Here is a 24,282-nt window from a genome sequence, read left to right as displayed (position 1 = left end):
GGGAAACACAGCCCAAATCTGCAACTCCTAGTCTAGCAGGTCCTGAACGGCTGCCGACCTTTTTCTTCAGGTTCAAGAGTGAAAAGGCGGCTACATCCACCAGCAGCCAATCACGCGCATGCTGAGGGATCGGTTCGGCGTCCAAGCTCGCGGTGGCCGCGCCTGCGCAGGACCATGTCCACAGGCTACAGTCGGTCGACGAGCCGCAGATCGACGAGATAAGGCAAGCCATTCTCTCTGGGACGAGATGAAGAAGCCCCGAATTTCAGCGTTCCGCTGCCGGATGAGAAGGTACAGTTCATCCACGATGCCGCGGCGCAGATTGCCTCCGACGCAACGGGCTTCGAAAGCCGCATGTCCCAAAGTCGCCGCTCGGAGAGTGGACAGTTTCGAAGCAGCAAGAATTTCTGCGACCGGCCATAGGAGAATGGTCTGCCTAAGAGAATCCAAGGCTCGCTGGATGCGCTGCGCCGATCGTGCACCTTCTGCTGGATCTGAAGACGGGACGGGCGATTTATGGGCCATCGCGTGCTGACGCAGGCGCAAACGCGGCAGTGACGAGCCCCGCCGTACGACGGAGATTTGCCTCGAAGGCATCGAGTTCGATGAGGAGAGCGGGGGTGTCGAACTCCTGGATCGACGCCCCGGGCAGGGCAGGCCGGCATTGCAGCAGAAGCATCGTTCCGATCACATCGGCTTTTTGGACGGAGTCCGTTATCGGCCTCGCTGACCTCGCTAGAGGGCCGCGACGAGCTCGGCTGTGTGCTTTCCTATGGCAGGCAGGATTGTCAGGTTCGCCGAGATCTGCTCGCCTTGAGTGAAGACGACGCAGGTGAACCGCTTGCCGTCCGCCAGCTCGACATGAACGGCGTCGTGGCGGCGGTAGCTCGCGCGGGGATCGCCTGTCCAGCCCGTCCAGCCTGCTTTCGACCACAGTTTGGCCCCCTCCGGCAGGTTCGCGCCCATATAGTTGACCACCTGCGACAACGGGCGTTTGACGAAGCCGGGGTCGCGCGGCCGATACAGGAAGTCGGCCATAATGCGCGAGCGTTCCGGCGAAATCATCGCGCCATCCATGATTCGAGAAAAGACGGATGCGGAGGCGTCGGCCGTGAGGCGGTTGTGGTTGTTGCCACCAACCTCGACGAATACCTTTTCGCGGCCATAGCGGTCGTCGTCCATCAGTTTCTGACAGACATTGATGCCGTCGAATTCCGGCAAGGCGAGCTGCTTGAAATAGGCGTTGATGCCGTTTCGGGCCGCCATCCAGCGCCGCATCTCCTCTTCGCCCAGCTCGGTGTCGCCGGTCGTCCCGGTCAAAGTATCGATGACGTAGTTGGTGGCGTTGTTGCTCGACCACTTGATCATATCGTGCATGGCCCGCTCCAGCTCGGGCGTCGCCTGGACTTTTCCTGCGTCAAGGGCAGCCTGCGTGGCGACAAGATAGAAGACCTTGATTACGCTGCAGGGATAGAAGAGGGCATCGCCGTTGTAGGAGTAACCTGTCGGCAGCGTCCCACCCTCGCCATAGGCTTTCTCTTCCCGCCGGAGATGGACTAACAGCGTGAAAGCGAATTTATCTTCCGCCAGCCCGCGGGAGGCGAAGCCGTCCAGCGCTGTGCGCACGATTTCCTCGCCAACCGCTTCAATCTGCTTCGATTTCTGAAAAAACATCACTGATTTCCTGTCGCTGGATGTACCGATCCGGGTTCGGCAAAGGTGGCCGCCGGGTTGAGGCAGCGCACGCCATGCTCGCCGGTTTGGTAGAGATCGGGGTGCCGGGCCCGACAAGGGTGGATCACATGAGAGCAGCGGGTCGAAAATCCGCAGCCGATCGGTGGACTGAGAGGGTCCGGTATTTCGCCCTCGATACTCGGTACACTGGTGCGCCGCTTCGGGTCGGGCATCGGAATCGCGGCGAGCAAACCACGCGTATAGGGATGCAAGGGGCGGGTGAACAGCGCGTCTGCGGCCGCGGTCTCGACGATCTCGCCAAGATACATCACGGCAACACGATCGCTTATGTGGCGGACCACGTTGAGGTCGTGGGCGATGAAGATCAAGGCGATATTCAGCTTCACCCTGAGGTCCTCCAGGAGATTGATGATCTGCGCCTGCACTGAGGCGTCCAGAGCAGAGACCGGTTCATCGGCGACTATGAGTTGCGGTTCGACGGCGAGGGCGCGGGCGATGCAGATGCGCTGGCGCTGGCCGCCGCTGATGGTATGGGGCAAGCGGTCCTTGAGCGCGGGCGCAAGGCCGACCATCAGCATCAACTCGTCGACACGTTCGCGCTGCCGCGTCGCATTGCCTGCGAGCCCGTGCACATGGAGAACCTCCTCAAGTGTCTGGCCGAGGGTCATGCGCGGATTGAGCGAGGCGTAGGGATCCTGGAACACCATCTGGATGTGGCGGGCGCGGGTCCTGCGGTTTGCGCCGGCGGTAATTGGAGCGCCCTGCCAGAGGATGTCGCCCTGCTCGGGGCTCTCGAGACCGGCGATGCAGCGCCCGAGCGTGCTCTTGCCGCACCCCGACTCGCCGACCACGCCGACCACTTCGCCGGGCTGAATGGTCAGCGACACATCGCGGAGGGCCCGCAGGTTCTGCCTGGCCGAGCGCGTGACGACATCGCGGAAATTGCGGGCCATCGGGAAGGTCTTCGAAAGATCGCGGATCGCGAGGAGCGGTTCGGTCACGTCGGCTCTCCGATCCTGATGCAGGCGGCCGCATGGCCTTCCTGGATGGCGGCAAGGGGCGGCTGCTGCAACTCGCAAGCCGGGATTGCCAGCGAACAACGCGGATGGAAGCGACACCCAGGCGGCGGTGAGGCCAGGCTCGGCGGCGAACCGCCGATCGGCTGCAGCCGTCCGCCCCGGCCCCTATGGGCCGGCAAGGCCTTGAGCAAGGCACGCGTATAGGGATGGGACGGGTTGGCAAAGAGCTGCTCGGTCGTGGCGATTTCCACGATGCGGCCGGCATACATCACCGCAACCCGATCGCAGGTCTGCGCCACGACACCGAGGTCATGCGTGACCAGAAGCACCGCCATGCCGATATCCGCCCGCAATTTCAGGATCAACTTGAGGATCTGGTCCTGCACGGTGACGTCGAGCGCCGTGGTCGGCTCGTCGGCGATCAGCAGTTTGGGGCGGCAGGCGAGTGCCATGGCGATGAGGACACGCTGGCGCATGCCGCCGCTGAAGGCGTGGGGGTAGCTGTCGAGCCGACGCTCCGGCGCCATCACGCCCACAGATTTCAGCAGCGCGACGGCCTGTCCCCGAGCTTGCTTGGTACTGAGTTTCTCGTGCTGGCGCAGGCCTTCTTCGATCTGGCGGCCGACCTTCATGGTCGGGTTGAGGGCCGTCATCGGATCCTGGAAGATCATCGCGATTTCGCTGCCCCTGATTTTAACGAGATCCTTAGGCTGGAGAGCGGCGAGGTCGCGTCCTTCGAACATAATCGAGCCCGTCAGGGCCGAGGGCCTCGAGCCGCCGAAGAGCTGGATGAGCGAGCGGCAGGTCACGCTCTTGCCGCAGCCGGATTCCCCCACGAGACCGAAGACCTCGCCTTGCCGGATCTCGAAGCTGACATCGTCGACCGCCGTCGCCGCATTCGGCGCCTTGCCAAAGGTGACGCGCAAGTGCTCGACCGCGAGGGTGTTCTGCGCCACGCTCACGCCTTCGGCCTCAACAGATCATCGAGGCCTTCGCCGATCAGCGTGAAGGTCACGCCAACCAACACGATGGCGAGGCCCGGGAACAGGGAGATCCACCAGCCGTCCTGGATGAAGTTGCGTCCATCGGCGATCATCACACCCCATTCGGGCGTCGGCGGCTGGATGCCTAGACCGAGGAAGCCGAGCGAGGTGACGCCGAGGATGGTGAGGACGACATCGGCCATCATGAACACGATGGCCGGAGTGATCACATTGGGCAGAATATGGCGCAGCATAATGCGGGCGTGGCTGTAGCCCAGCACCGATACGGCTTGCGTATACTCTAGCCGGCGCGCCAGGAGGACCTCGCCACGTACGATCCGGGCGAAGGAAATCCACACCACCAGCGAAAAGGCGAGATAGATGTTGGTGGTGCGCGGCCCCAGCGCACCGACGATGCTGATGACCAGTACGTAGAAGGGAAAGGCCCACAGGATGTCGACGAAGCGCATGATCAAAAGATCGACCCAGCCTCCGAAATAGCCGGAGACCAGACCGATCGTGCTGCCGATCAGGAATGGCAGGAGAACGCAGACTGCCACCACTTGCATGTCGACCTGCCCCGCCGCCACCACGCGGGCGAGGACGTCGCGACCGAGATCGTCGGTGCCGAACGGATGCTGCAGGGTCGGCGCCAGCAGCGGATTGCCGAAATCGAGCTCCTCGGGATCGTAGGGGACGAGCGAGGGGCCGAAGAGGCTCGTCAGCACGATCACGGCTAGCAGGAAAAGGCCGATCTGCAGGTTGCGGTTTTGCTTGAAGCGCCGCACCGTCTCCTGGCTCAACAATTTCATGACAGGCTCACCCTGGGATCGACCATCGAATAGGCGATGTCGGCGAAAAGATTGATCACAACGACCAGGACCGCGAACGTCACGGTCAGCCCCTGGACCATCGGATAATCACGAGCGCTGATGGAGGCGACGAGCAGCGAGCCAAGGCCGGGAATGCCGAACACCGTTTCGATCACTACCGTGCCACCGATGACCCAGCTGGTGTGGACGGCCAGCACGGAGATCGTCGAGGTCAACGAGTTGCGGAAGACGTGGCGCCACAGCACGGCGTTTTCTGGCAGGCCCTTGGCGCGGGCCGTGTCGACATAGTCGGCTCCCAGCACGGCGATGATGGAACTGCGCAGGGAACGAATCGTCAAGGCAGCGGTGCCGAGGGCGATGATGAAGGCCGGCAGGGCGAGATGGTGCAGTTTGTCGAGCCAGTCCTTGCCGTAGCCGGACACAGGAAAGATCGGAACGGCAATCGCCAGAGGCAGCACGAGCAGCACCCCAAGCCAGAATGGCGGCATCGCCATCGCCGTGACGAAGAAGAACTTGACCGTATGGTCGACCGCGCCATTGCGGCGCACGGCGGTGTACATGGCGAGCGGGATCGTCAAGACGAGGGCCATTACCGTGCTGAGGCCGACCAGCGCCAGTGTCGGCCACAGCCTCGCGATGAGGAGCGGGCCGATCTCGGCCTTGTAGGCAATCGAACGGCCAAAGCTGCCCCTGGCGATGTCACCCAGAAAGAAGAGATATTGCTGCCAAAGCGGCCGGTCGAGGCCGAGCTGGCTCGTCAGCGCCGCGATGTCCTCAGGCGTCCCGCGGCTTCCCAGCATCAGCGTTGCCGGATCACCCGGCATCACGCGCAGCAGCAGGAACGCCACGATGGTGATGCCGAGAAGGACAGGAATGAGCTGCAACAGCCGCGAGATGCAGAAGAACAGGATATTCATTACAAAGTACTGCCTGCCGGCCCACCGGTCATGGCGGGCAGTTGCTCCGCGACACTATTTCACCACCACGTCCTTGAGCGAATAGTTCGCTGTCGGCACCACCTCGAACCCGCTGACATTCTTGCGGTTCGCATAGGCAGCATTTGGCGTGTAGAGAAAGATGAACGGGGCTTGATCATGCACGACCGCCTCGATCTCCTGGAACTGCTTGGCCCGCTCCGGGCCATCCTGGGTCTCGCGCTCGTCGGCATACAGTTGATTTACCCGGTCGCTCTTCCATTGAGTGTGGAAGGCGTTGGCGCGCTCGGGATTGACGGCGGTGAAACCCACGAGCTGGTCGGGATCGATGGTATCGCTGGTGGCGTAACTCAGCGACATTTCATAGTTGCCGCTCTTCGTCGTGCTGAACTGCGAGCTGTCCTCGATGGTCTGCAGGGCGACCTCGACACCGACTTTCCTGAGCGAGGCCTGGATCGCGCTGGCGACCTGGCGTGCGGTAACATCACCGGCCGAGACCAGCATGCTGGTCTTGAACCCGTCCGGCACGCCGCCTTTGGCGAGAAGCTCCTTTGCTTTGGCAAGATCGAGCGGATAGGGCTTCAGCTGGTCATTGTGATAGGCCATGACGGGGATCGAGGACGTCGTGGGCTTGGCGTTACCACGCAGGATGCCCTTGATGATGGCTTCCTTGTCGAGGGCGTAGTTCAGCGCCTGGCGGACCGATACATTGTCGAAAGGCTTCTTCGTGGTGTTGAGCTGCACCATGTCGACGCGAAACACCGGCGCTGCGTGGATATCGATATCGGCATCCGTCTTCAGGTTTGCTGCCTGGTTATAGGGGACGTCGGTGATGGCATCGAGCTCACCGGCTTTGAGCTTCAACACCCGCGAATTATCCTCGGGCACGACCTCGATCGAGACGTGGTCGATGCTCGGCTTGTTCTTTTCCCAATAGTTGGGATTTTTCGTCAGTTCCTCGCCCTGACCGCGGGTCCAGCTCTTCAGCACGAAAGGACCAGAACCGATTGGATGTTCGAAGAATTTGTCGCCTTGCTCCTGCACGAGCTTGGCCGGCAGGATCGAGGCGCTGAACAGAGCGAGATTGTTGAGGATCGGTGTGAAGGGTTTGTCGAGCTTCATCACGATGGTACGGTCGTCGACCACCTGATAGCTGGTGATGGGCTTGAAGAAGCGGGCCCATTCCGATTTCTCGCCGGAAGCACGCTGCAGCGAAAAGGCGACGTCGGCGGCCGTAACCGGCTGGCCGTCCGAGAATTTGGCTTCGGGACGCAGCTTGAAGGTGAATTCCTTGCCATCGGCGGAAATCGTCCAGGATGCGGCAATCGCCGGCTCCAGCTTGGTGCCGTCCTTGCTGGGGCGAACGAGCTGGTCATAGACCTGCAATTCCAGCCAGATCGAAGGATTGTCGCTCGAGGCGATTGGATCGATGGTCAGCGCATCGGCCCGGACCCCGAGCCGGAAATCGGCGGCGTGGGCCGTCGCCAGGATCGCGGTTGACGCGAGGAGGGCGGCGGCGATTGCGCTTTTGAGGAAGGTCGCCGGAGCAAAGATTGTCGACATGGCTGGTTCTCCTCTGGTGCCGCTGTCTGGGCGGCGGTGATTGCCCGGAATTTTCGTGGCTCGCTCGGGCGGAAGCTGCCAGTTCCCAGGTCATGTCCTGCGATTTCAACGCAAATGACATGGCTGGTCAAAATGTATTATCGACGGCATACATAACCTTGGGTTATGTGGGTGAAGGCATCAGGAGGGTTCGGCATGCGGCTTCGCCACATCGAGGTATTCCATGCGATTAAGCAGACGGGCTCGATCAGCAAGGCAGCCGCCCTGCTCGGCGTCTCGCAACCGGCAGCGAGCAAGGTGCTACAGCACGCGGAAAGTTCTCTCGGCTTCAGGTTGTTCGAGCGAGTGAAGGGGCGGCTTCTCCCGACGATCGAGGCCGAAGCGCTGCACGTCGAGGTCGCCAAGCTCCACACGGGGATTGAGCAGCTAAAGATGCTTGCGGCCAATCTGCGGCGTTTTCCCGAGGGCCGGCTCCATATCGGTTGCCTGCCGAGCCTCGGCCTTTCGATCATGCCGCAGGCGGTCAGCGGCTTTCGCCGCAGCTATCCCGCGGTGACCTGTGAGGTGGAGACAGATCATATCGAAGCGCTCGTCACCGCTCTGAGAGCCCGTCGGCTGGATTTTGCAGTGACACTATGCCCCGGCGAGCATCCTGGGTTGCGCACGGAAGTTCTGGGAGAGGTCGAACTCGTCTATTTCGGCTCAAAGCCAGGCCCCGACATCACCTTGGCAGAAATAGACGGACTAGACCTGGTGGGAGTTTCATCAAGGGACAAGATCGGCGCGCTTATTGCTATGCATCTTGAAGCGGCTGGTCGGCACTTCAGTCCTTCGATAGAAGTGCAGACCTATTTTCTCGCTTGTGCAATCGCGACGGCCGGGAATGGGGCGACGATTGTCGATGAACTCACCGCTCGTAGCATGCTGCGCGAAGGTTTCCACATCCGACGAACTGTGCCACGGCTTTCAGTCGAGGTCGGTTTTCTGACACATGAAGCGCATGTCAGCCGAGGTTTCTATGCTGATTTCATCCGAGCATTGAAGACAGCACTGAATTCCTACCGTCGAAACGAAACGCTGTAGCACGCGGAAAGGCCCGCGGCTGTGATGGCGGACTACGGCACGCAGTCCGCCAGGACGTTGGCGATCGACGACATAGCCAAGTCCTCTGATACATAGCATGTGATGGCGCTGCCCCCGGGACTTGATGAGACGGCTGTTCCGACCGGCATCGAGATCGTTGGAAGAACGTCCGACGAACTGACGGTGTTCCGGCCTGGATGGGCCACTGGCAGTGTTGGCGAGAAGGATGTCGGTGTCGAAAATTCGGATTTGCAAGGGCCGGAGTATTGGAAAGGTCCTATACTGGCAAACCGGGGCAGATTGAATCTCATCAGGAGAGTGGGCGAGATGCGGTTTCAAGACAAGGTCGTAGTCGTCACTGGGGGCAATTCTGGAATCGGACGTGGAATAGCGCTGTATTTTGCCAAGGAAGGCGCCAGGCTTGCTCTTGTCGGGCGCGACGATACCAAGGGCTCCGAAGTTGAATTAGAGATCGCGTCTGCCGGGGGAAGAGCTACTTTCTTTCAATGTGATCTGGCAAGCGAGGCGGCAGCGGCGGAATTGGTGGGCAAGGTTGCGCAATGGGGCCGAGTGGACGTCATCGTCAACAATGCCGGGGTCGGCTCCCGCCGGTCAGGCATCGAAGCTCATGAGTCGCCGGGCGAGCGCTGGTCAAAGTTGCGCGGCCCCAATCTCGATTCAACCTACTTCGTCTCCTCTTACGCGCTTCCGGTGATGCGCGACTGCGGCGGTGGGTCGATCGTTAACATCTCGTCGACTGCCAAACTGCACGGAAACTGGGGATTGTACGGCGTTGCGAAGGCGGGAGTGGAGGCGCTCACGCGCTCGCTGGCGATAGAAGGTGCGCCATTCGGAATCCGGGCCAATTGTGTCAGCCCCGGCTGGATCGCCACAGAGCTCGATGAAAAGGAACCTGCGTCGAGCATGAACCCCTCGGGTGAATGGGAAGTCCCGCCGGGTGTCTTCAACCGCATGGGAACTCCAAGCGAGATTGCTGCAGCGGTGGCCTTCCTCGCTAGTGAGGAAGCATCGTTCATCACCGGTCAGACGCTTGTGGTCGATGGCGGATTGTCGATACTCGATTACACGTCCTTGTCGTTGCTCAAGACGCGCGGCCCTGCGCTTTTTTCAGGAACATTGGCAGATCCGCCCACCGACCAGGAACCGAAGTGACACCATCAAAAGTGCTCATCCAGTTCCGGTGCGAAAGATCGAACTGGCTTCGCCTGTGCCCCGCTACTGGCGGGGTTTTTTCACGGAAAGCCCGGTGGAGCCGTGCACCTCGAGGGCGGGCTTTGATCGCCCGGCCTCTCTGGCGGCGTTCACCACCCACGAAGAGTTGGGCTCGCTGACAGTTACGGCACAGCCATCATGGTGACGGCCGGGCTGGCATCATCGAAAAGACGAGCCGAGCACCCGACAGAGACAAGCGCTAGGTGTTGTTTCCGTTGGAGGGGCCCCATGCCGGCCGCCGGGTTAAGCCGGGGTGCCTGTTGTGCTATGGTTCGCCTCATGGGAAAGAAGGTGAAGCAGAAGCCCAAGCAGAGGGCGAAGCATGCGGACGAACGCCCGCTCGATCGCGAGCGGGCACGAGAAGCTGAGTACTACGCCCGCAAGGTCGGCATCACCAGAGACGAAGCGCTCAGCATCATCCTTGAAGCCCACATGCCGAAGCTTGTCATAGCACGCAAGGACGGCGCGAAGGGGAAGTAGGCATCCAACCGGCCTTTCCCACTGGGCTTCGAAGGAAGGGGCCACGCCGTCACGCCTGATGTCGCATACGAATGCCACTCGATGAGGGTGCAACTGTCGACGCGCCATCCCTCTGCCCATGTGCGAAACCGCGGGAACTCCGGGCCGGCAACAAATCGGACCTGGTTCGGGCAAACCCACAGGCCTCTCGAAGAAACTGCTTGTTTTGCCCAGTTCGATCGGCTTTCATGACCACGCTTTGAAGAGATCAGAGGCATCGGGTGAAAACGACCGCCGGCTTTCGAAGCAGCCGATCTGGACGGCAAAACTTATAGGCCTAAACGGGTGCACTGAATGTCTACTGGGGGAACCCTGGCCTAATGCAGAACCTTCAATCACGACGCGAACCTGTGCTCGTAATGTCGTGAAGATTACGCCTGGTCAGGATCGCAAGCCGATCATCGTCGCTGAAGACGTCCGCAAGACCTATCGGTCCAATGATGGCCGTTCACACCTTGCGCTGGCCGGGATCACCACTGCAGTCGGGCATGGCGAGGTGCTCGTCGTCTTCGGACCTTCAGGCTCCGGCAAGAGCACATTCCTTCGCACCATGAACGCACTGGAGACGATCGATTCCGGGCGGATCGTCATTGATGGCGTCTCGCTTTCTGAACCCGGGGCTGACCTCAACAGGTTACGCGCCGAGGTTGGAATGGTCTTCCAGTCATTTAATCTTTTCCAGCATCGAACGGCGCTCGACAACGTCGCATTGCCGCAAACGGTGGTGCGTCGCCGCTCACGGACGGAAGCATTGCGTCGGGCACATGAATTGCTGGAAAAGGTGGGCGTAGATGACCGCGCGGGGTACTATCCCAGCCAACTGTCCGGTGGACAGCAGCAGCGCGTGGCCATTGCCCGCGCTCTGGCCATGGACCCAAAGGCGATGTTGTTCGACGAACCGACCTCGGCGCTGGATCCGGAAGCGGTCACGGGTATTCTCGACCTGATGAAGGTTTTGGCATCTGAAGGGATGACGATGGCGGTGGTTACCCACGAGATGGGCTTTGCGCGTGAAATCGCGGACCGGATGCTGTTCATGGACGGCGGATTGATTGTCGAGGAAGGCACTCCTCAGCAGATTTTCCACTCGCCAAAGAAGGAACGAACAAAGCAGTTCCTCGATCAGATACTGTGATTTTGGAATGTCAGAGCGTAATCAACAAGGGAGAGAGAAAATGAACAGCAGTTTAAAGAACAGATTGGCCGGCGCGGCAGCGAGCTTGGCCGTGATCGTGGCAGCCTGGTTCACGCTGGCGAGCGGCGCACGAGCCGACGAAATGGACGATATCCTGAAGCGGGGGGAACTGGTCGTGGCAGTCCAGACACAAGGCCCGCCTGTCAGCTTCGTCGACAAAAACGGCGAACGCACCGGTCTCGCCGTCGAGTTCGCCAAGCAGATGGCAACCGATCTCGGCGTCAAGGTTGTGTTTCAGGATTATGACTGGAAGGGCCTCATTCCAGCGCTTCTGGCCGGCAAGGCGGACATGATTGCCGGCGACATGACCCCAACGCCGCAACGAGCGGCGCAGCTTTTATTTTCCCGGCCGATGTTCTTCAACGACACGCTGGCTTTTGCTGCAAAGGATTCACAGTACAAGACGTGGCAGGACCTCAACAAGGAAGGCGTGACGGTGGCGGCGCTGCAAGGTAGTACCTACGCCGATGCGGTGACCAAATATCTACCGAAGGCGACGCTGAAGGTGTTTGCAGGCGGCGGCCCGGCGGTGGCGCAGACCCTGACGATGGGGCGGGTCGACGCGATGGTCGGGGGGCAGGACTACAATTCCTACGTGCGTCAGTTCGAAAACCTCAAGCCGCTCGAAGGCACAATGACGAGGGAGCCACTGGCCTTTGCCACCCGGCCTAACGCTTTCCACCTCAAAATGTGGCTGGACAACTATGTCGAGCTGAAGACCGCCGACAATTCGCTGCAGACACTGCTGGCTTATTGGTGGACCTCCGACGCCTGGGAGAAGGATCACAAATAGCGCCTGGAAGCGATCGACGCGGCGATCCTGCGCCGCCTCGATCGACGCCCCTTCTGCGCATAGCCAGCGATCTGGCTGGTCGCCTCGGCGGCCAATGCCTGACCCCAACGCGGAAACCGGATGAACTTCGTCCTCGAGTTTTACAACTATCGCATCGTCGAACAGTATCTCGGGCGCTTCGCGGAGGGTCTTGAAAACACGCTTTTCGCGGCGGCTGTCAGCCTCATTGCCGCCGTCATACTTGGCACAGCGTTGGCACTTTGCCGCATGTCGAGCCGCGCGATTCTATGGCGCCCGGTAGCCGGCTATGTCGCGTTCATTATGGCGACCCCGCTGCTGGTTCAGATCTATCTTATCTACTACGGTCTGCCGATCCTGGTCCCCGAAACCGGCCGCTGGAGCGAGATGACGCTCGGCATCATGGCGCTCTCGCTGCACAATGCCGCTTATATGAGCGAGATCGTGCGCGGTGGCATCGCGTCGGTTTCCCGGGGACAGATCGAAGGCGGCAAGGCCGTTGGCATGACCTATCTGCAGCGGCTGCGATACATCGTCCTGCCGCAGGCATTCGCCAATACGCTGCCGCCCCTTCTTGGCCAGACTGCAGTGCTGATTAAAGACACCTCGCTTCTTTCGATCATTGCAGTGTTTGATTTCCTCAGTGCTGGCCTGTTGCTGAATAGCGAAAGGGTGCGGCCCAACGAGAGTTTCCTCACCATAGCCGCCGGCTATCTCGCCATCTACGCCGTGATGATGGGCTTGTCATGGACTGTCAAACGCTGGCTCGCGGGCCCCGCGTGGAACGACGGAAAATAGAATGCAACATTATGTTGGGATAGTCGTCGCGATCCTGCCGTTCTTGTGGACCGGTTTCGTGCAGACGTTTTGGGTCTCGCTCATTGCAATCGTCGTCGGCTCTGTGCTGGGTTTCCTGATCGGCGTCGTGCGAAGCCAACGAGTGCCGGTAATCCACCAGCTTTTCGGCCTCTATATCCACATGCTGCGCGGGACACCGTTCCTGGTGCAACTCTACGTCTTCTATTTCGTGCTGCCCAACACTAGTATTGCCGCACTGCAATGGAGCTCGCAGATGGCGGCGTTCGTGTCGCTCTCCGTCTATACGTCCAGCTATGTCGCCGAGATCGTGATGGGGGCTATCGACGCTGTTCCCAAGGGACAGTGGGAGGCTGCCACCTCGCTGGGTTTCAAGCGCGTTCCGATACTCGCCCTCGTCGTCCTGCCGCAGGCCTTGAAGCTGACCGTACCGCCGATGAGTGGCGTCTATGTCAACATCATCAAGAACACAGCCATTCTTTCGGTGATCGGCATCTCGGAGCTGACGCGCCAGGGTGAGATTTCGATCATGCGGTTTCCGCGCGACGTGCTTTTCATCTACGGCGTGATCGCACTGGTTTATTTCGCCTACTGCTACCCGGTCCTGCGTTTCACGCGTTGGGCAGAGCGTAAGGTCGGCGGCACCCGTTTCATCAACCTCGATTGAGCCAGCGTGGCCGGCGGATCCAATGACGCCCTATGTCGATACCTACTATAGACGCACGCTCACATCAGAGACTTCCTACCCCGTGCTGTCTGGCCGGCATGACACCAGGGTCTGCATCGTCGGCGGCGGCCTCGCCGGACTAACGGCTGCGCTCGAACTTGCCCGCCGCGGGCTTTCGGTGACTGTTCTTGAGGCTCGTCGAATTGCCTGGGGTGCGTCCGGCCGCAATGGCGGTTTCGTGTCTCCGGGTTGGGCGGCGCGCAGCGACCAAATCCGTAGGCGTGTCGGTAGCAAACATGCCAAGATGCTGTTTCGCCTTTCCATGGAAGGCGTCGCCATGGTCTCCGACGCGATCCGCGACCTGGGCATCACCGATGCGCGTGTCACGCACGGTATCTTGCGTGTGTCGCGTTACGAAAATAGCGAGGCGCTGAAGGCTCAGCGCGACGAACAGGAGACTGAGTTCGGGCGCCAGTTGCGCTTGCTTTCCCGAGAGGAAGTACACAGCCTGTTGCTATCGAGTAAATACCATCAAGGCCTCCTGGACGACGCCTCATTCCATCTCCACCCGCTGAATTATGCCCGCGCGCTGGCGGGCGAGATTATTCGCCTCGGTGGGTCCGTCCACGAGGATACGCCTGCGGTTTCCGCCGATCTCGCTGGCGCGGAAAAAATAATACGCACGCCCGAAGGCCAAGTAAGCGCCGCGAGCGTCGTGTTCGCCGGCGGCGGCTATACCGACCGCGTGCTCCCGGCTTTGCGCCGCACCTTCCTGCCGATCGCCACATACGTCGTGCTGAGCGAACTGGCGCCCGAATTGATCGCAACCGCGATCCGTACGCAATCAGGGATCAGCGATGGCCGGCGCGCCGGCGACTACTACCGCGTGGTTGACGGGAAGCTGCTATGGGGTGGGCGGATAACCACACGCACCACCGATCCGCGCGACATCGCTGCCGTGATCCGGCGAGAAATGGTCGCGACCTACCCCCAACTAGAGAGCTTGAAGATCGATATGGCATGGTCGGGACTGATGGCTTATGCAAGACATCTGATGCCGCTGATCGGACCGGTTATGCCGGGTGTGTGGGCGTGTACCGGGTTCGGCGGCCATGGTCTCAACACCACCGCGATCGGCGTACGGGTGGTTGCCGAGGCACTTGCCGGCGAGAGCGACCGCTATCGCGCGTTTGCGCCTTTCGGTTTTCTGTGGAACGGCGGCCTGTTCGGCACTGCGGCTGTTCAACTGACTTACTGGGCCTACCAAGGCACGGATTTCTTGCGCGAACGCCGCTCAGTGCGCGTTGCTTAGGCGTTTCAAAAACGGCTAGGCGAATAAGGCGCGGGGTCAATGTGGGTCCGATTGGCGGTGACGAGTTCGGCGATCAGCCGTCCCGTCGAGCCGCCGCCGATCATACCCGTGTGACCGTGTCCCGTCGCGACAAATAGGGAGCGATGTCCGCGCACCTCGCCAATCGCCGGTACGCTGTCAGGCAGGGAGGGGCGGAAGCCCATCCAGCTCGTCGGCTCTCCGCCCTTCAGGTCCGGAAACAACGCTCGAGCATGGGTGAGCAGGATTTCGGAACGCCGTTCGTCAGGTGGGGCTTCCAGGCCGGCAATCTCGACCGTGCCGGCAAGCCGCAGGCCATGTTCCATCGGCGACAGCGCGAAACCCCGGTTCTTCATCTGCACCGGCATCGGCAACTCGATCGACGGGGAAGGGATCATCAGGTGGTAACCACGTTCAGTCTCGAGCGGCAATTCCGCACCAAGCGGCTTGAGCAAGCGGTTCGACCAGGCGCCAGCGGCGATGATCACCGCGTCCGCCTTTCGGTTAGCTGTGTTCGTCATAAGCGTGTAGCCGGCGGAATCGCGAGGGATGATCTTCAGCACGCGTTCCGCTTCGAACACACCGCCGGCTAGCCGCACCCTGTCAGCAATGGCCATGACCAAGCGATGTGGATTGATCGTGTGGGCGTTGTGGGGATAGAGGAGCCCGCGTTTTGCAATGTTTGAAATACCCGGCAGCAAGCGCTCCAAATCCGACCGGGCCAACGGTTCGGTGACGACGCCTTGCCGCTCGTTAATTTCAGCAGTGATGCGGTCGGAGGTACCAACGGCGTCGCTTTCCCAGACCTGGATACCGCCTACCTCGCGGATCAGGGCTTCGAATGTTGGACCGCCGACCAAATCACGATAGCATCCGAGGTTGCCCTTGTGGAGGTTGAGTAGGGCGTCTGCTGCCCTATTCACGATGTCCATCCGTCCGGCCCGAATCCATCGAAGCAGCCAAGGTGCTGCCTTCAACGCATAGTGAGGCCTCAAAACCAGCGGCCCCAACGGATCGGTAAGCCAGCCTGGCACTTGCCTCAGCATTCCAGGGATTGCTACAGGCACATTGCAGTCATGTCTCACCATTCCGGCATTGCCGAACGACGTCGCAGTGCCGGGCGGCAACGGGTCGATGACGGTGACGTTCAGGCCTGCCCGCTTCAAATAAAGAGCTGCGCTGGCGCCGACGATGCCCGCTCCAATAATTGCCACTTCCTTGCCAAATTCCGGCATGTGGACGCTCACCTGCTTCAATCGAGTTCAAGTGCACAACCGTAAATTCGGGGACCGTTGTCAAGCGTGGACGACAGGGCCGCCGTTTTCTGATTGCAATCGCAGCGGAAGGGCTTGGCGCTACCTGGCCGACCGCTGCGCTCGTGTCTGGCTGCAATGGAGCAGAACGGTAATCAGCGCCAGCGCCTTCTCGGCAATTCCCAAAACCACAGCGCCGGCAGCATCGTAAAGGCCGTCGGCCGGCCGGCATCTTCGGACCTTCGCCGCAGGACGAAATTGACCCCGCGCTGTGCGAGCACGATTGCCAACGGCAAGACGATTGCGGCGAAGGTAAACCAGGAGAGTATATAAAGGCCGGCTATGCGCTCCAGGAACAGAACGATCAAATAAGCTGTCAACAGCCATCTTGCTGCCGTGTGACCGTGCCCGCCGTCTCGCCGTGTTCTTGGCCGACGCCAGACGGCTAGCAGCAAGAGCAGCAGCAGGACGAAATCGGCGCCCAGAGGCAGGACCATCATTCCGGTATGATCGATCCCGAGACCCGGCAAGAGGTTAAAGGCGGCGAAGAAGAAGGCGAAGACGCCGATGATCCGGGGTAACCAATAGAACCAATGGTCAGCCGTTTCGTCGGTGATCGGCAAGGCACGAACCTCGACGGCGTTCTCGACGTGCATGAAGGAAGGGACGAGCATGGCAAAACGTAAGCGCGCACACCCCACGTGAAAACTGCAGCCACCAGAAACGCGGCGTGTCCGTCAAGTCATCCTGTGGCCCCGCAGACCTCGTCCCGGGGACTTGAACCCGCAATTTTGCCATCACAGTCTAAAAAGCATGAGCATCGATCAGGCTAGCGGATCTCCGAGTACCACGCCTTACTATCCGTTTCTGCGACGGATCGATTTGACGTGTGCCCCGTCTCCAGCATGAGCACGTGCTGCGAGGCATCGACCAGGATCATGATCTCGGCAGAATTGAAGGAGGCCACGTCCTCGGACTCCTGTTTTCCGCAGGAGCACAGAATGGCGCAAATCGCCTCACATTCAACAGCCAACTTGCATGCACCCTAGCTCAAACTTCGCGTCCACTAGGCCCCTGTGACAGATCCACGGCAACCGGTCCTCAGCCCGTGGTCAGAGCGTCGCGGGGTAAGTTGCGCAAGCATCCACGATCGCGGTCCTTCTTACGACGCGGCCGTAACACGCTTTCCCGCCAGCCTCGCTTGAAGAAGGACGACGACAAGCAGGAACAGCCCACGAATTACGGACTGCCAGTACGCTGAGAGCGAAATCCAGCCCATGCCATTCTCAAAGTTCAAGATGTTGAAAAGGATACCCAGCAGGAGGACGCCAGCAAGCGTGGTCAATACCGAGCCCGAGCCGCCGGTGAGCAGCGTCCCGCCCACGACCACCGCCGCGATGGCGAAGAGTTCCCAGCCGACGCCCTCGATCGGTTGGCCGGCGCCAAATTGCGAGGCAAGGATGACGCCGGCCAACCCCGCAAGGCCGCCGCTCGCGACATAGACGAGAAACTTGACCCGGTCAGTGCGCAGTCCCATTAAGCGTGAGGCGTCCTCGCCACCCCCGATTGCCAGCACCGTGCGTCCTGCGCTGGTGTAGTTCAAGACGACGGAGCCGATCACATAGGCGGCTACGGCAATCACCGCCGGGACAGGAAACATCCAGAAACTTCCTTGGCCAATGCTTGTGAACCCTGAATCGTAGGACACCGAGACGGTTTGATTGCCAGCAAGCAGCAGGGCAGAGCCGCTGGCTGCCAGCATCGTGGCGAGGGTTGCAATGAATGGCATCAGCTTGCCGCGGGTGATAAGGAAGGCATTGATCAGCCCTGCGGCAAGCCCGACGCCTACCCCGGCCGCGAGGCCGGGGAGCATCCCAAAGGGACTGGCCAGTGCGGAGGCTACACTGCCCAAGGCGGCTACGGAGCCAACGGACAGGTCGATGCCGCCGGTCATGATGACGAAGCACATGCCAAGGGCAACGAGCGCGAACATCGAATTATAGCGCATGACGCTCATGACGTTGAAGAAGCCCAGGAAGCGATCATAGCGTAGGAATCCGAACAGAACGAGCGCCGCAAGCGCGAGCAGCACACCGTAGGTGCCGATGATGCGGACGAGATGGGCGCGGTTCACGGCTATGTCCGGTGCTGCTGCTGTAGCCATACAGCAAGTGCGATGATGATCGCCTTGACCACAAGCGCCGCGGCGTCGGGCACCCCGTTGGCAAGCAGGGTATAACGAACGAGCTGGATGGTGAGCGCGCCGAGCAGGGTACCGATGATAGTTGCCTTGCCGCCGCTGAGCAACGTTCCGCCGACCGCGACCGCTGCTATAGCATCCAGCTCCATGCCCGACCCGACAAGATTCGCGTCACTTGAGGAGTTGATGGCGATGACGATGAGTCCCGCCAGCCCCGCGCAACTCCCGCTAGTGGCATAGACCGCCAGCTTGATTTTCGAGACGTCAATGCCTGCGAATTCAGAAGCCTTTTCGTTGCCGCCGACCGCAAGGATACTGCGTCCGAACACGGTGCGTTTCAGGACCCAAGCCGCGACCGCAACGAGCATGATCATGATCATGACCTGAGCAGGTATATTGAACGGGCGGGCAAGCCCGATCCATTGGAATTGTGGCACGCGAAACGTCTGCAAGTTGCCATTGGTCATAACTTGCGCAATCCCTCGCCCGGCGATGAACAGCACCAGCGTTGCCACTATGGGCTGGATGCGGAAGCGGGCGACCAACCAGCCGTTGAAGAGACCAAACAAGCTGGCAACAAGGATCGCCGCGATCATGGCAAGCGTCACCGCCACATAAATATTGCCAATGGGAAAGATCTTGCCCATGAAGATCATCGGAGCCAGCGCGCCGGAGATGGCCATCAACGACCCGACCGAGAGGTCGATGCCGCCGGTTGCGATCACCAGCGTCATTCCGACCGCAACGATGACGATTGTACAGACCTGCGTGAGATTAACGTTGAGCGTCTGCATCGTCGCGAAGTTCTGGGTGTAGGCAAGATTGAAGCCCATTAGCAGCGTCAGCGCGATCACCATTCCGTAGCGTGCCAGAAAGCCGAACAGGTCGAAGCCGCGCGTCCTGGTGCCGCTAGCCGTCGATGGTCTCGCCAGCTCGGTCACGCTTCCACCTCCGTCGGTGAACCGCCATGCGCCATGGCCGCGATGACGTCCTTTTCGTTGGCGGCATCGCTTTCTAGCTCGGCCACGCTGATACCTTCGCGCAAGACGAAAATGCGGTCCGCGCCCTCAATGACTTCTTCCAGTTCAGAGGAGATCATCAAAACTCCCAGGCCCTCGTCGGCTAGCCGTCGGATGAGACGCTGGATCTCGCCCTTTGCACCGACGTCGATGCCGCGTGTCGGCTCGTCAAGGATAAGCAGCTTCGGATTCATCGCCAACCAGCGGGCAAGCAGGACCTTCTGCTGATTTCCGCCGGAGAGTTCGCGAACCTTCTGGTTCGGGCCGGAACATTTGATGCCAAGTTCGCGGATGAACCGCTCGACGATTTCACGCTGCCGTGTCTCGTTGAAGACACCGTTGCGGCTGATCTTCGGCAGCAGCGCGAGTGTGACATTCTCCGCCACCGTCATCTCCGGCACGATGCCCTCGGCCTTGCGGTCCTCAGTGCAGAAGCCCATGCCCGCGGCGATGGCATCGGCCGGGCCGGCAGGGCGGTAAGGCGCGTTATCGATCGTCATGTCACCGGCGCTGAGGGGGTCGGCCCCAAACACAAGACGCGCGGTTTCGGTGCGGCCGGCGCCAAGCAGGCCCGCAAAGCCGGCAATTTCACCACGGCGTACGTCGAAGCTTACACTTCGTACCGACTGCCCGGCGGCAAGGCCGCGGGCGGAAAACAGCACATCGCCTATCTTCGAACGATCGCGCTCGCCGAAGGCTGTTGCGTGACCCTCGACCATGGAGACATCGCGGCCGAGCATCGCCGCCACCAGCTCGAGCTTGCTGATGTCCTCCATCTCAGCGCTTCGCACCGTCCGGCCATCGCGCATGATCGTAACCCGATCGCAAACCTCGTAGAGTTCGTCGAGCTTGTGGCTGACGAAAATGACGGAGACGCCCTCGGCCTTCAACTGCCGGATCACGTTGAACAGAACCGCAACCTCACGCTCGTCAAGGGAAGAGGTCGGCTCGTCCATAATGACGAGCCGGGCCGAAAAGCCGGTTGCTCGGGCGATCGCCACCATCTGCTGGGTGGCGGTGTTGAAACTGCCGAGCGGACGGCGCACGTCAATGAGGATCGAGAACCGGCTGAGCAGGCGTTCCGCATCCGCGTTCATGGCAGACCAGTCCAACAGGCCGTAGCGGCGTTTCTCACGACCAAGGCAAATATTTTCGGCCACTGAGCGCAGCGGGACGAGATTGACCTCCTGGTAGATGGTGCTTATGCCGCTGAGCTGCGCCTCGTGCGGCGAGCCGGCCTCGAATGGACGGCCTTGAAAAAGCGCCACGCCAGCTTCCTTGCGATGGTACCCCGTAAGCACCTTGATCAGGGTGGATTTCCCCGCCCCGTTCTGGCCGATGAGGGCGTGGACTTCCCCCGCACGGACCTGAAGCGTGGCCTCGGTCAGCGCCGGGATGCCGGCAAACTTCTTTTGGATTTCGCGCATATCCAAAAGCAACCGAGCGGATTCAACCGGCTGAGCGGTCATGGGCCAAACTCCGAACGGCCTGCCCGCGGATGTGGACAGGCCATTGAAAAGTGCAATCAAAACGCGATGTCGAAATCCTTCTTGGCGTTGGTGGCGTCAAAGAAGTGATCTTCGTTCTTGATGAAGGGCGGGATTTTCTTGCCGGCGGCGTAGTCGGCCATGGTTGCGAACGCCTTCGGCCCGAACAGTGGGCTGCATGCGCAGATAGCGCCGATTTTGCCGTCGATGATCGCCTGGACGCCTTCTTTTTCCCCGTCGATCGACAAGATCAGTACGTCCTTGCCCGGGGCCTTGCCGGCAGCTTCCAAGGCGGCAATGGCCCCCAGGGCCATCTCGTCATTGTGGGCATAAATAATGTCCGCGTCGGGATGCGCCTGGAGTAGCGTCTCGGCCACCTGGCGGCCCTTGTCGCGGGCGAAGTCGCCCGACTGGGACGCCAAAATCTTGAATTGCGAGTGCTTGGCGATGAAATCGTCGAAGCCCTTCTTTCGGTCGGTCGCTGCCGACGCGCCAGTCGTGCCTTCGAGTTCGATGATCTTCGATTTTCCGTTGGCGTTCTTGAGCAGCCATTCGCCGATACGGGTTGCCTCCTCGATGAAATCGGAACCGATGAAGCAGACATAGTCCTCACCGGGCTTTGCCATGGTATGGTCGACGTCCCGATCGATCAGGAAGACCGGAATGCCGGCATCGCGGGCGGCCAGTATGACGGGCACCAGCGGTTTGTCCTCGCGCGGAGGCAAGAAGATAGCGTCGACGCCTTGTGCGATCATCGAGTTTACGTCGGCGGCCTGCTTTGCAGACGACCCGGCTGCGTCCGTGTAGACCAACTGATGGCCGAGCTTCGCGGCCTCGTCGTGCATGCTCTTGGTCTCGGCCAGCCTCCAGGGATTGTTGCTTTCGGTCTGCGCGAAGCCGACCTTGTACTTGTCCTTTTTGGCAAGTGGCGGAAGCGCCGCGAAGGCCCGCGATCCCAGCGTGAGTGCCGCAGCGCCAACGGCGGAGCCTATCAACAATTTCCGACGGGTAATGATCATGCTCTTTCCTCCTTGATTGTCGTTTTTTTGACGACTGTGAATGTTCCTCACTAACCTTGCATTCGCGGCTGCCCGTTTATCTTTGGATTTCCATTGGACGTCATGCCGCTTCCAGGATGAAGTCGGCGCAGCGGTCGCCCAGCATCATCGCCGGCGCGGCCGTATTGCCGGCGTTGATGTTAGGACAGGCCGACATGTCCGCGACCCGCAGATTGTCAATCCCGCGCACGCACATTGCAGCGTCCAGTACCGCCATTCGATCGCTGTCAGGCCCCATTCGACAGGTCCCGGCCGGATGGTAGTTCGTCTTGACGAACCGCTTGCAGTGCTTCGCCAAAGCCTCGTCACTATCTTCATTGCCTGCCGGCACGGCTATGGCCTTGACGCGATCGGCCAGCGGTTTCGTGCGGAATGCCTCGAGGAAGTAGCGCTGGCCCGAGATCATCTCCTTCATGTCCTCTGGGTGTGCGAGCAAATGAGGAGAAACCACCGGCATGTCCTTTGGATTGGCCGAGCGAAGCTTCACAAAGCCGCGCGACTTTGGCTTCACAACCACCGTTGTTACGGTCAGCCCATACGTGTTGGCGACCAAAGTAAGAATGTCGCGGTCCAGGTATACGTGCGGCACGCAAAATGCTTGGATCGTCGGCTCGCCTTCGGGATCGGCAGGATTGACGAAAGCTCCCGCCTCGACCCCAGCAGACAAGATCGTGCCGGTGCCGAAAAGCTTGAACTGCAGACCGTTTCTGACCATTCGCCAGCCTTGGCCCTGCTTGAAGTAGCCATAGGATCCGTTGGTGGTGGCGATGATCGGCACCTCTGGATGATCGATCAGGTTCTCACCAACCCCGGGCAAGTCGGCGGTACAGGCGATGCCATGCTGCGCAAGCGCATCGGCGGGGCCGACGCCCGACAGCATAAGAAGTTTCGGCGAAATCAGCGCGCCTGATGAGATAATCACGTCGGCGTCGGCATAGGCGGTGTGTTCTGTGCCAGAGGAATCCACATAGGTGACTCCTCTGGCGCGCTCGTTTTCAATCAGCACGCGGCTGACCGCACAATTCAGCTTCAGGGTGAGCCTGGGATCACGAACTAGAGGCTCGATGAACGCATAGGCGGCACTGCTGCGTTTTCCACCACGGTTCGTGAACTGGTAGAAGCCTACGCCGCGCTGCGAAGCTCCGTTAAAGTCATGGTTGTAGGGCAGTCCCAACCCTTGCAGTGCCTGCACGAACCAGCGCGAAACATCGTCGATATGACCGGGGTCGGAGACGAGCAGGGGGCCGGCGCTTCCGTGCAACTCGCCGGCGAGGCGGTTGTTGCCTTCCATGCCGGTGAAATGCGGCAAAACGGCCTGCCAGTTCCAGCGGATGCCGGCATTGTTGCCACGCAGCAATTCATCCCATTCGTCATAATCTGCGGGCCGGCCGCGCATGTAGACCTGGGCGTTGACCGAAGTACCGCCACCCAGCACGTTGCCTTGCGAGACTTCGTGTACGCGGCCGTCGAGGTGCGCCTGAGGTTCGGTGCGATGATAGCTCATGAATTTTGAGCCGTTGATCATCTTAAAAATACCGGGCGGCATGTCGAGCAGCGGATGGCGGTGCGAATGCCCAGCCTCCAGCAAGAGAACCCGCCGGCCCGCTCTAACCAACCTGGCCGCTACAACGCAGCCCGATGCTCCGCCGCCCACGACAATATGATCGTAGGACCTCTTCATCCTTCTTGTCCGTCAGGTGTTTCGAACGTTCCGCGGACATATTCCCATGCCGAGGCAAGATGGTTGAGCAGAGCCCGTTCGGCACCATCGGGATCACGCTCGATGACCGCCGTGCAGATCTCACGATGGCTGAGGAAATTTACCCGATTGCGCTCAGGCGATCTGGGCATGCGCAGCCAATGCGGCGAGAGCCAGGCGGTAAACGCCTTATGCACGGCGGGCAGCACGGGGTTGCGTGCGATGTCGTAAAGAACCGCATGAAACGCAACGTCGGTGGCATAGAAGTTTTCGGAGTCCGGTATCGCGGCCTCGTTCACCGCAAGGGCCGCCCTGAGCGCTGCGACATCGTCCTTGCGGGCGCTGATCGCGGCACTGCGAGCCAAGGCCGCTTCCAGGAAAACGCGCGTGTCGTACAAGGTTTTCACCCCGGCTTGATCGATCAACAAATGGCCGACGATGCCTTCCAGCGCGCCAAGGGCCGTATCGAGCCCCGGACGACGGGCCACCGGGCGAAAGCGGGGGCGCGCTTCGACTAGACCCCGGCTTGCCAGGCGGGCGATTGCTTCTCGCACCACGCCACGACCCACGTCGTATTGCGCCATGAGTTCCCGCTCAGCCGGCAGATAGCTGCCGTCACCGAGCTTTCCGGAAATGATGTCGCGCTCGATGCCCGCTACCATGATGTCGGCCGCGCGAGCAGATCCGACCATCGCCGGCACTCCCCGATGCTGTTCCGCCTGCAGCAAGCCTGATCTCCATGTCGCTCCTCCATTAAGGCGCAAATCGGACCAAAGCACAAGCAGCTACGACATTTAGTCAGACCAAAACGGCTGATCGATGCTTTAAGGTTGCAGCATAGCCCTTTCTGATGCAATTATGGTCGTACCAAATGAGGCGCGCAT

22 protein-coding genes are annotated in these 24,282 nt (G+C 60.6%); 8 read left to right on the top strand and 14 right to left on the bottom strand.

The features are described 5' to 3' along the window. Positions 1–735 precede the first annotated feature (735 nt). Genes LB555_RS01920 through LB555_RS01895 form a run of 6 tightly spaced genes read right to left on the bottom strand, consistent with a single transcriptional unit; the run spans position 736 to position 7,028 of the window. Complete coding sequence (locus tag LB555_RS01920) at positions 736–1,674, bottom strand: serine hydrolase (protein WP_140877281.1); 939 nt, start codon at positions 1,672–1,674, stop codon at positions 736–738. Beyond that, positions 1,674–2,696 (bottom strand): ABC transporter ATP-binding protein, encoded by a 1,023-nt coding sequence (locus LB555_RS01915; protein ID WP_210243714.1) that lies wholly within the window; start codon positions 2,694–2,696, stop codon positions 1,674–1,676. Before LB555_RS01915 ends, LB555_RS01920 begins: the two co-directional genes overlap by 1 nt. After that, positions 2,693–3,670, bottom strand: a complete 978-nt coding sequence (locus tag LB555_RS01910; protein ID WP_140877283.1) for an ABC transporter ATP-binding protein — start codon at positions 3,668–3,670, stop codon at positions 2,693–2,695. Before LB555_RS01910 ends, LB555_RS01915 begins: the two co-directional genes overlap by 4 nt. A 2-nt stretch (positions 3,671–3,672) precedes the next feature. Next, positions 3,673–4,509, bottom strand: coding sequence for an ABC transporter permease (locus tag LB555_RS01905; RefSeq protein ID WP_140877285.1), 837 nt, complete (start codon positions 4,507–4,509; stop codon positions 3,673–3,675). Then, the gene (locus LB555_RS01900) at positions 4,506–5,447 is read right to left on the bottom strand and encodes an ABC transporter permease (RefSeq protein WP_140877287.1); all 942 of its coding nucleotides are present in this window, start codon (positions 5,445–5,447) and stop codon (positions 4,506–4,508) included. Before LB555_RS01900 ends, LB555_RS01905 begins: the two co-directional genes overlap by 4 nt. A gap of 54 nt (positions 5,448–5,501) precedes the next feature. Next, positions 5,502–7,028 carry an ABC transporter substrate-binding protein gene (locus LB555_RS01895; RefSeq protein WP_140877289.1) on the bottom strand — a complete coding sequence of 509 codons (1,527 nt, stop codon included), beginning with the start codon at positions 7,026–7,028 and terminating at the stop codon, positions 5,502–5,504. 195 nt (positions 7,029–7,223) lie between these two features. On the opposite strand from LB555_RS01895, the gene LB555_RS01890 reads away from it, so the two are divergent. The 8 genes from LB555_RS01890 (at position 7,224) to LB555_RS01855 (ending at position 14,664) form a co-directional block, all read left to right on the top strand. Next, positions 7,224–8,111 carry a LysR family transcriptional regulator gene (locus LB555_RS01890; protein WP_181174052.1) on the top strand — a complete coding sequence of 296 codons (888 nt, stop codon included), beginning with the start codon at positions 7,224–7,226 and terminating at the stop codon, positions 8,109–8,111. A 102-nt stretch (positions 8,112–8,213) separates the two neighbouring features. Next, complete coding sequence (locus tag LB555_RS01885; RefSeq protein WP_224682188.1) at positions 8,214–9,284, top strand: SDR family NAD(P)-dependent oxidoreductase; 1,071 nt, start codon at positions 8,214–8,216, stop codon at positions 9,282–9,284. A gap of 339 nt (positions 9,285–9,623) precedes the next feature. Then, complete coding sequence (locus LB555_RS01880; RefSeq protein ID WP_224682187.1) at positions 9,624–9,824, top strand: hypothetical protein; 201 nt, start codon at positions 9,624–9,626, stop codon at positions 9,822–9,824. 403 nt (positions 9,825–10,227) lie between these two features. After that, positions 10,228–10,998, top strand: a complete 771-nt coding sequence (locus LB555_RS01875; protein WP_348643270.1) for an amino acid ABC transporter ATP-binding protein — start codon at positions 10,228–10,230, stop codon at positions 10,996–10,998. Positions 10,999–11,038: 40 nt separating this feature from the next. After that, positions 11,039–11,851 carry a transporter substrate-binding domain-containing protein gene (locus LB555_RS01870; protein WP_140877295.1) on the top strand — a complete coding sequence of 271 codons (813 nt, stop codon included), beginning with the start codon at positions 11,039–11,041 and terminating at the stop codon, positions 11,849–11,851. Between the two features lie 120 nt (positions 11,852–11,971). Continuing rightward, the gene (locus tag LB555_RS01865) at positions 11,972–12,667 is read left to right on the top strand and encodes an amino acid ABC transporter permease (RefSeq protein ID WP_140877297.1); all 696 of its coding nucleotides are present in this window, start codon (positions 11,972–11,974) and stop codon (positions 12,665–12,667) included. A gap of 1 nt (position 12,668) precedes the next feature. Beyond that, positions 12,669–13,352: an amino acid ABC transporter permease gene (locus LB555_RS01860; RefSeq protein ID WP_140877299.1), complete on the top strand. Its 684-nt coding sequence runs from the start codon at positions 12,669–12,671 to the stop codon at positions 13,350–13,352. A gap of 22 nt (positions 13,353–13,374) precedes the next feature. After that, on the top strand, positions 13,375–14,664 hold the full coding sequence (locus LB555_RS01855; RefSeq protein ID WP_224682186.1) for an NAD(P)/FAD-dependent oxidoreductase: 1,290 nt from the start codon (positions 13,375–13,377) through the stop codon (positions 14,662–14,664). A 5-nt stretch (positions 14,665–14,669) separates the two neighbouring features. Here LB555_RS01855 and LB555_RS01850 read toward each other — a convergent pair whose 3' ends face one another. From LB555_RS01850 to LB555_RS01815, 8 genes are all read right to left on the bottom strand, one after another. After that, positions 14,670–15,917, bottom strand: a complete 1,248-nt coding sequence (locus LB555_RS01850; RefSeq protein ID WP_140877303.1) for an NAD(P)/FAD-dependent oxidoreductase — start codon at positions 15,915–15,917, stop codon at positions 14,670–14,672. A gap of 173 nt (positions 15,918–16,090) precedes the next feature. Further along, positions 16,091–16,558 carry a hypothetical protein gene (locus LB555_RS01845; protein WP_224682185.1) on the bottom strand — a complete coding sequence of 156 codons (468 nt, stop codon included), beginning with the start codon at positions 16,556–16,558 and terminating at the stop codon, positions 16,091–16,093. A 539-nt stretch (positions 16,559–17,097) separates the two neighbouring features. Beyond that, positions 17,098–18,069, bottom strand: coding sequence for an ABC transporter permease (locus LB555_RS01840; RefSeq protein WP_140877305.1), 972 nt, complete (start codon positions 18,067–18,069; stop codon positions 17,098–17,100). Between the two features lie 2 nt (positions 18,070–18,071). Further along, positions 18,072–19,076 (bottom strand): ABC transporter permease, encoded by a 1,005-nt coding sequence (locus tag LB555_RS01835; RefSeq protein WP_224682184.1) that lies wholly within the window; start codon positions 19,074–19,076, stop codon positions 18,072–18,074. Next, positions 19,073–20,623, bottom strand: coding sequence for a sugar ABC transporter ATP-binding protein (locus LB555_RS01830; RefSeq protein WP_140877309.1), 1,551 nt, complete (start codon positions 20,621–20,623; stop codon positions 19,073–19,075). Before LB555_RS01830 ends, LB555_RS01835 begins: the two co-directional genes overlap by 4 nt. A gap of 56 nt (positions 20,624–20,679) precedes the next feature. After that, positions 20,680–21,660 (bottom strand): ABC transporter substrate-binding protein, encoded by a 981-nt coding sequence (locus tag LB555_RS01825; RefSeq protein ID WP_140877311.1) that lies wholly within the window; start codon positions 21,658–21,660, stop codon positions 20,680–20,682. Positions 21,661–21,760: 100 nt separating this feature from the next. Continuing rightward, the gene (locus LB555_RS01820) at positions 21,761–23,380 is read right to left on the bottom strand and encodes a GMC family oxidoreductase (RefSeq protein ID WP_140877313.1); all 1,620 of its coding nucleotides are present in this window, start codon (positions 23,378–23,380) and stop codon (positions 21,761–21,763) included. Then, positions 23,377–24,126, bottom strand: coding sequence for an FCD domain-containing protein (locus tag LB555_RS01815; protein WP_224682183.1), 750 nt, complete (start codon positions 24,124–24,126; stop codon positions 23,377–23,379). The genes LB555_RS01820 and LB555_RS01815 overlap by 4 nt, the downstream gene beginning before the upstream one ends. Between the last annotated feature and the right edge of the window lie 156 nt (positions 24,127–24,282).

Source organism: Mesorhizobium sp. BR-1-1-10, assembly GCF_020165595.1.
Classification (GTDB): domain Bacteria; phylum Pseudomonadota; class Alphaproteobacteria; order Rhizobiales; family Rhizobiaceae; genus Mesorhizobium; species Mesorhizobium australicum.
Note: the sequence above shows the minus strand (reverse complement) of the source record. Positions and strands in the feature narration are given on the sequence as shown.